The organism is Mycobacterium sp., from assembly GCF_032162605.1.
Taxonomy (GTDB): domain Bacteria; phylum Actinomycetota; class Actinomycetes; order Mycobacteriales; family Mycobacteriaceae; genus Mycobacterium.
Window position 1 is genome coordinate 1 of the sequence record NZ_JAVROT010000344.1, and the last position, 4120, is coordinate 4120.

Annotated in this window: 4 protein-coding genes and 2 pseudogenes; 2 read left to right on the forward strand and 4 right to left on the reverse strand. The window is 63.3% G+C overall.

All coding sequences use genetic code 11. From position 1 onward, the window contains the following. Positions 1-314, forward strand: a pseudogene (locus QOI01_RS19470) (CoA ester lyase); the annotation flags it as partial. A 31-nt stretch (positions 315-345) separates the two neighbouring features. Here QOI01_RS19470 and QOI01_RS19475 read toward each other — a convergent pair. From QOI01_RS19475 to QOI01_RS19490, 4 genes and pseudogenes are all read right to left on the reverse strand, one after another. Further along, the gene (locus QOI01_RS19475) at positions 346-921 is read right to left on the reverse strand and encodes an MmgE/PrpD family protein (RefSeq protein ID WP_526383800.1); all 576 of its coding nucleotides are present in this window, start codon (positions 919-921) and stop codon (positions 346-348) included. Positions 922-957: 36 nt separating this feature from the next. Beyond that, positions 958-1530: pseudogene (locus tag QOI01_RS19480) on the reverse strand (MmgE/PrpD family protein); the annotation flags it as partial. A gap of 104 nt (positions 1531-1634) precedes the next feature. Continuing rightward, positions 1635-2207 carry a YceI family protein gene (locus tag QOI01_RS19485; RefSeq protein ID WP_526383796.1) on the reverse strand — a complete coding sequence of 191 codons (573 nt, stop codon included), beginning with the start codon at positions 2205-2207 and terminating at the stop codon, positions 1635-1637. Between the two features lie 134 nt (positions 2208-2341). After that, on the reverse strand, positions 2342-3214 hold the full coding sequence (locus QOI01_RS19490; RefSeq protein WP_526383798.1) for an aldo/keto reductase: 873 nt from the start codon (positions 3212-3214) through the stop codon (positions 2342-2344). Positions 3215-3401: 187 nt separating this feature from the next. On the opposite strand from QOI01_RS19490, the gene QOI01_RS19495 reads away from it, so the two are divergent. Further along, a partial coding sequence (locus QOI01_RS19495; protein WP_526383802.1) for a thiolase family protein occupies positions 3402-4120 on the forward strand: 719 nt, incomplete at its 3' end.

The following is a 4120-nucleotide window of genomic DNA, read 5'->3' on the forward strand; positions in this document are numbered from 1 at the left end:
ACGGATACCGCAGCTACTGCGAACGCGCCGCCGCGTACGGATTCGACGGAAAGTGGGTTCTCCATCCCGGCCAGCTCGAGGTGGCCAATGCAGTGTTCTCTCCACCACAAGAGTCGTACGACAAGGCGGAGCTGATTCTCGACGCGTACGCGTACTACACCTCCGCTGCCGGTGGAGCAGTGGGTGCGGTCATGCTCGGTGACGAGATGATCGACGAGGCGAGCGCGAAGATCGCTCTCTCGATGGCTACGCGTGGACGACGACTGGCGATGAAGCGAACCAGTGTCTTCTCCCCGCCAGCCCCCGCTGTCTAGATGAACGCCGGCATCACGACCACTGGGCTTATCAGAAGTTGCGGCGCAGCACGTCTGCGGCGTCACGCCAACCCAGGTTCATGATCTCCTCGGCCCGCGCGTGACCGACGCAGCTCGTCACCTTCGCGGAGAGGTCGTCGGTGCTGGCGGGTAGTTCAGGGTGCCCGTACGGAAGATCGAGTGCAGATTCGGTAACCGTTCCGTCCGACCATTCAACCGCGATTCGCGTCTCGCCATCCATCACACCTTCAGCAGGCCCAGGTGTAGCGACAAGCTCAACGCGCTCCATCAAGGCGCGAATCGAAGATCGGTTTAGTGAGGCGTCGGTGAACTCCGCCATTCCGGGAAACTCGTCGACCAGTGTGGTCGCCACCGCGTATTCCATACTGAACTTGGCTTCAAGCCCGGTGCTCGGGTTGTGGTGGATGAGCGGCTGCACACCAGCCTGTGGGGTATGTACCCGAATTCTCTCGATGAGACTCAGATCCTTGCCGGGGCGTGATAATCCTCGGACTGCGCTGATCGGACGTTGCAAGGCATAACAGCAGGGATGCAACTTGATTGCCAGACCTCCCGGGACGGCTGGCCCGGACAGATCCGGATCCACCGTTCCCCCCATCAATCGAAACCAATCATCGAGGACCGCGGGAGAAGCGGTCGCGCCGGCCGATGCCAGTCGTGCAGCTCGGACTCCAGCGTCGGTGGCGAATCCCACCTGCAAGGCTTTGCTGGCTGTGCCGAACGCTCGTTGAAGGCCTCCCGCACTGGGTATCGCCAGTGCCATCGCCCGAGCCAAACCCGCAACGTCCAGCCGCAAGGTGAGGCCGGCTGCTATGGCAGCCGCCGGTGCGCCCGCCGTACAAGTGGTATGCCAACCCCTGGAGTAGTGAGCCCACCCCAACGCCGTTCCGATCCTCGCCATGACGCCCGCCGCCGCGAGGTATTCCCGCGCACCACCTCCTACCGACAGCGTCGCGTTGACGCACACAACGCTCACATGGGAACTTGACGGCAAGTGCACATCGTCGAAATCCAATGCGTGCCCAATTGCCGCCCAACGCAGGGGTTCCGGGAGACCCGTGGTCATCTGTACGACGGGATCGGCGGACGCGGCCAACGCCACCGCGACGGTGTCGACCAGCGCCTTGTGAGCAACATCGAGGTCGCAGTCGTCCGGGCGTAGTTGGAAGGCCCAATCGGCCATATCCGCGATCATGCGCTCACGCCCGAGTGATGAGCAGCGCGAGCGTGCCAATGCGCAAGACCCGGCCACGGTGCTCGAAGACCACTTTGGCTGCGACTCACATGTATTCGCGCCACTCAGTGCCGCGCCAAGTGCAACGAAAAGGTGATTGTGGTCAGGCCGCGCGAGGGGTACAACTTGTCGAAGCTCATTCCGTAGTCGTTGCGGTTGACTTTGGTGCTGCCGGCGACCGCAACCTGGTTGGGGCGTTCAAGTCGCGTTCGCACGGGGAACGAAATGTGCTGGGTCTTGCCGAGAATGGTCAGGCGTCCGTTGACAGTTGCGCGGTCTGGGCCGTCGGGGCCCACACAATGGGCGACGAAGTCGATGGTTGGGTGGTTTGCCACGTCGGAGAAGTCGGCGGACAGCAAATGCGTGGTGAGTCTGTCGTATTTTGTCGTGAGGGACCCTGGATCGACACCTAGCGTTCCGGTCACGTAGCCGTCGTCTGTGATGTGGGCTTCTCCGGTAATGCCTGTGAAAGTTCCTCGGGCCGTGAACAGCCCCCACATCGACTTGTGGCTGATGGCAACGGAGGAGGCCGGCGCCACTCGCCAGTCTCCACGAAAAGGGCTTTCGACCCGCCCGTCGGAACCGAATAGGTTCAGGGCCGCGGGCGGGCTGGCGCGGTAGCTGTTCTCGGTTGACATGTCAGCCCTTCCTTTGGGCCTCACGCGGCACTACTTTCCGCCGGTTGAAATCCTAGGCGAGAGTCACTATAAATCGCAAGTGGGTGGCATATAGCAGGTGTTTGGCGATGTCGGCAGTCCCGGTGATTGGTGGATTACACGGCTTCCGAGAGCGCCGTGAACTCCTCGTCGGTGAGTGTGACGGTCGCGGCTGCGGTGTTCTCCTCGACGTGCTCGACGCTGGAGGTGCCGGGAATCGGGAGGATCACAGGCGAGCGTCGCAGCAGCCAGGCCAGGGCCAGCTGCGAGGCGCTGGCGTCGTGCTTCTTGGCGAACGTGTCCAGCGGTCCGCCGGGGCGGGCGAGTGCGCCGGTGGCGATGGGGAACCACGGGATGAAGGCGATGTCGTTGGCCTCGGCGTAGTCCAGGACGTCCCCGGCCTTGCGGTGGGCGAGGTTGTAGAGGTTCTGCACCGAGACGATGTTGGCGATTTCGCGAGCCTGCTTCAGCTCTTCGACGCTCACCTCGGAGACGCCGATATGACGAATCTTGCCTTCCTGCTGCAGTTCCACGAGCGCGCCGAGCTGATCCGCCAGTGGAACGGCCGCGTCGATGCGGTGCAACTGGTAGAGGTCGATCTGTTCGAGCCCGAGATGCCGCAAGCTCAAATGCAGCTGCTGACAAAGGTATTCGGGTCTGCCGACCGGGCGCCAGTCGCCGGGGCCGGACCGGGTGAGACCGCCCTTGGTGGCGATGACCACGTCGTCGGCATAAGGATGCAGGGCAAGGCGGATGAGGCTCTCGCTGACGAACGGACCGTAGGAGTCTGCAGTGTCGATGAAGTTGACGCCCAGTTCCACCGCGCGACGCAGCACCCGCACGGCTTCGTCGGGATCCTTCGGGTCGCCCCAGACGCCTGGGCCGGTGAGTTGCATTGCGCCGTAACCGAGACGGTTGACAGGCAGATCGCCGCCGAGGGCGAAGGTGCCCGAGGAGTCGGCGGGTCGAGTACTGGTCGATGTGGTCATAGAGTCGCTCCAGGGGCCGGGATTGAGCGGACGGGCATGGCGATCTCTCCTTGCTCGGGCAATGGCGGCTCGGATGGTTGAGTCTGCACCGTGCATGCGATGTAATGCAAGCCACTTGTATAATCCTGTCACTGGCGGTATTACTAGGAGGGTGACGAAGAACAACGCACGGGTGGTGGGCGTGGGAATGGTCCCGTTCACATCCCCGAGTCGAAGCGAGTCCTACGACGTAATGGGCGAGAAGGCGTCAATCGCGGCCCTCGCCGACGCCGGCATCGACTACGACCAGGTCCAGCACGCATACGTCGGTTACGTCTACGGGGACTCGACCTCTGGACAAGCGGCCCTCTACGGGGTGGGCCAGACCGGCATACCGATCGTCAACGTGAACAACGCCTGCGCGACAGGTTCCTCCGCGCTTTTCCTCGCCCGGCAGGCCGTGGAGAGCGGCGCGGTCGATTGTGTGCTCGCCCTGGGGTTCGAGCAGATGCAGCGCGGCGCACTGGGCACGCATTGGTCGGACCGCCCAACACCTTTCGACCGGTTCGACGAAGTAATGCACGCGGTCCAGGGTCGGGACGAGTCCCCTTTCGCGGCACAATACTTCGGTGGCGCGGGACGGCAGTACGCCGAGAAGTACGGCACAGCCCCAGAGACCTTTGCCAAGATCTCGGTTAAGGCCCGCCAGCATGCCGCCAACAACCCATATGCCGTGTTCCGCGATCAGGTCACCGTCGAAGAAGTGATGGCCTCGCCGCACATCTACGGCCCGCTGACTCGCCTGCAGTGTTGCCCGCCCACCTGCGGTGCGGCGGCAGCAGTGATCTGCAGCGCGGAGTTCGCCCGCAAACACGGCCTCGACGCTTCGGTCGTCATCAAGGCGCAAGCGATGACGACCGACTTTGC

Bases quoted from the DNA above. Each gene is read 5' to 3' on its own strand.
- QOI01_RS19485 (WP_526383796.1), bottom strand. From the start codon at position 2,207: ATGTCAACCGAGAACAGCTACCGCGCCAGCCCGCCCGCGGCCCTGAAC.
- QOI01_RS19490 (WP_526383798.1), bottom strand. From the start codon at position 3,214: ATGACCACATCGACCAGTACTCGACCCGCCGACTCCTCGGGCACCTTC.